This is a genomic window from Streptococcus sp. NLN76 (assembly GCF_015686645.1).
In the GTDB taxonomy this organism is placed as follows: Bacteria; Bacillota; Bacilli; order Lactobacillales; family Streptococcaceae; genus Streptococcus.
Genome location: NZ_JADPMS010000087.1, coordinates 1 through 2,438, shown reverse-complemented (window position 1 = coordinate 2,438; position 2,438 = coordinate 1). Strand labels below are relative to the sequence as shown.

1 protein-coding gene, 2 tRNA genes, 1 rRNA gene and 2 pseudogenes are annotated in these 2,438 nt (G+C 38.5%); all 6 read left to right on the top strand.

The features are described from left to right. Window positions 1–191: 191 nt before the first annotated feature. Window positions 192–485, top strand: a pseudogene (locus tag I1A59_RS09305) (transposase); the annotation flags it as partial. 203 nt (window positions 486–688) lie between these two features. After that, window positions 689–868, top strand: a pseudogene (locus I1A59_RS09870) (hypothetical protein); the annotation flags it as partial. Window positions 869–1,077: 209 nt separating this feature from the next. Then, window positions 1,078–1,149 (top strand) — tRNA-Glu (locus I1A59_RS09300). 5 nt (window positions 1,150–1,154) lie between these two features. Continuing rightward, a tRNA-Asn gene (locus I1A59_RS09295) sits at window positions 1,155–1,228 on the top strand. A 220-nt stretch (window positions 1,229–1,448) separates the two neighbouring features. Continuing rightward, a complete protein-coding gene (locus tag I1A59_RS09290) occupies window positions 1,449–1,928 on the top strand; it encodes a sigma-70 family RNA polymerase sigma factor (RefSeq protein WP_196092477.1) in 480 nt (159 codons plus the stop codon). A 391-nt stretch (window positions 1,929–2,319) separates the two neighbouring features. Continuing rightward, a 16S ribosomal RNA gene (locus I1A59_RS09285) occupies window positions 2,320–2,438 on the top strand; the annotation flags it as partial.

Genomic DNA, 2,438 nt, shown 5'->3' with positions numbered 1-2,438 from the left:
TAAGAGGCTGTTTTGTAATTTTATTTTCACGCTCAAGGCGTATTCGAGTTATCTCATGACTCTTATTCATCCAGTTTTAGTTACAGGCTCGGCAAAGCCCTAATAAACTTACGGATTTGTATTGCTCATCTTTATTATATACCTGAACTAATTTTCCGTCATGAGTTAGCAGGCGAAGCCTGCTTGGAGTTTTAGTTACTAATGATCAACGCCATTCCCCTCTTTACTCAGACACAATGATTGTTATCCAACTCATTTTTCAAATTCTAGCGGGTCATGATACAGACTATGCCTGTCAAGAATTGAAAGATAATGCTTATTTCTATCAGCTACTAGAGTCGAAACAAGTAGCCTCTCAATTAACCCTGTCACGTTTCTTTTCACGTGCAACGGAAGAAACTGTTGAGGCTTTAAGACAGCTTAATTTTGAACTAATCCAACTCTTTTTACAATTTCATCAGTTGGATAATCTTATCATTGATGTCCCCGAATTATTCAGGGTATGAATAATTCGGGTTTAAGATATCCTACAGATAGCAAAATAAGAAAGGAATACGCACATGTCTAAACTACTAAATCAGATATTATAGTCTTTTAGTTTGCTTTTAGTACAAGGCAGCGAGTCGCAGGCAGTACTAAAGTACGGCAAGACGAGCTAACACAGTAATAAAAGATAAACTAAAAGAGTATATCAAGAGACAATCTTCTGGAAGCCTACAAGCAGGTCAAAGCTAATAAGGGCTCTACGGGTATTGATGGTGTCACAGTTGAAACGATTGATGATGACCTGAGAGAAAACTGGCGAGAAACCAAAAAGCAGGTACTGGAAAGAAAGTACAAACCTCAGCCAGTATTGCGAGTTGAAATTCTGCGAGCATTCTGATTTTGAAATTAGTTAAGTATAACGTCTGAACTTCATTGGACCGTTCTTTTCACATTCGTAAAAAATAAGAAAAGAAGTACTTGGAATCTGTCACTACTGACAGATATGAGATTTTTGAGGGGAAAATGAAAAAAATAGAAAAAAACACTTGCTATTTTTAGAGTGACCTGTTACAATAAATAGTGTTGAAAAATGGTCCGTTGGTCAAGGGGTTAAGACACCGCCTTTTCACGGCGGTAACACGGGTTCGAATCCCGTACGGACTATATTTTCCGCCATAGCTCAGTTGGTAGTAGCGCATGACTGTTAATCATGATGTCGTAGGTTCGAGTCCTACTGGCGGAGTCTTGAGACCCTACGGGGTCTTTTTTTGTTTTTCTAAGGTGCTACTATCGTTCTCTGTGTGGGATGAAAGGGAAGACCTTTTGCCCAAGTTGTTCATTTTTTTACCGGAATGACTCCTTTTTTGTTTTTATTTTTCGAATAGAGAAGTAAATCGACAGATTAGGGAATGGATCCCAATTCCAATAAGCAATCTGTTAGGATTATAGGGAAAGGATGAACCATGGATTTCGAATCAACATATAAAAAAGTACGTGGTACAGTATTAAAATGCCATCGAGAATTTTATCTCCATTTATGGGATGCTTGTGATTGGGAGCAGGAGGGAATGATGGTTCTTTACCGTTTGATGAAGAACCATCCGAGTGTGATGCAGGATGATGAAAAATTGCATGTCTTTTTCAAGACCAAATTTCGTAATCATATTATTGATAAGGTCCGGATGCAGGAGGCAAAAAAAAGAACGCTGGATAACAAGGCTTATGTCGAGGTTTCAGAAGTAGGACATTTGTTGGCAGAGGATGGTCTCTGTATGGATGAGTTTGTACTATTTAAAGATCGCATGATGGAGTTCAAGAAGACTCTCACCCAAGCAGAATTAGATAACTACCAACGCCTTATCAGCAATCAGTGTTTTAAGGGGCGCAAAAAAATGTTGAAAAAAATGGCTAGCTACTTTGAAGAATTTGATCCGCGTAAATAAAACAGGTCTTTATAGACCATTAGACAAAAAAATGAGAAGGAAGGAGGCTGAAATTTCAGGTTAGACCTCTTTCTAACTCCATCTAAAGAGGAAGAAAAGAAAAAAATTAAAAAAAATTAAAAAAACTGTTGACACTTTGTGAGCTGGGTGATATACTTAGATAGTTGTCTCGTGAGAGACATGACCTTTGAAAACTGAACAAGACGAATACCAATGTGTGGGTAGTAGGAATACTACCTGTCAATAATAAATTCGAAGCTAAATCAAAAGACTTCAAGGCAAACTAACGCAGGTAGAACTAAGGTTCACCAAGGAGGTTTAACAAAGAAGTCTGAAGATTTAACGCAGAACAAATCTGTCAGCGACAGAAAAATGAGTAAAGACTCAAACTTTTGATGAGAGTTTGATCCTGGCTCAGGATGAACGCTGGCGGCGTGCCTAATACATGCAAGTAGAACGCTGAAGGAAGTGCTTGCACTTCTGGACGAGTTGCGAACGGGTGAGTAACGC

What these genes read in the sequence shown, in the direction of transcription:
- I1A59_RS09290 (WP_196092477.1), top strand. Translation starts at nt 1,449, where the DNA reads ATGGATTTCGAATCAACATATAAAAAAGTACGTGGTACAGTATTAAAA.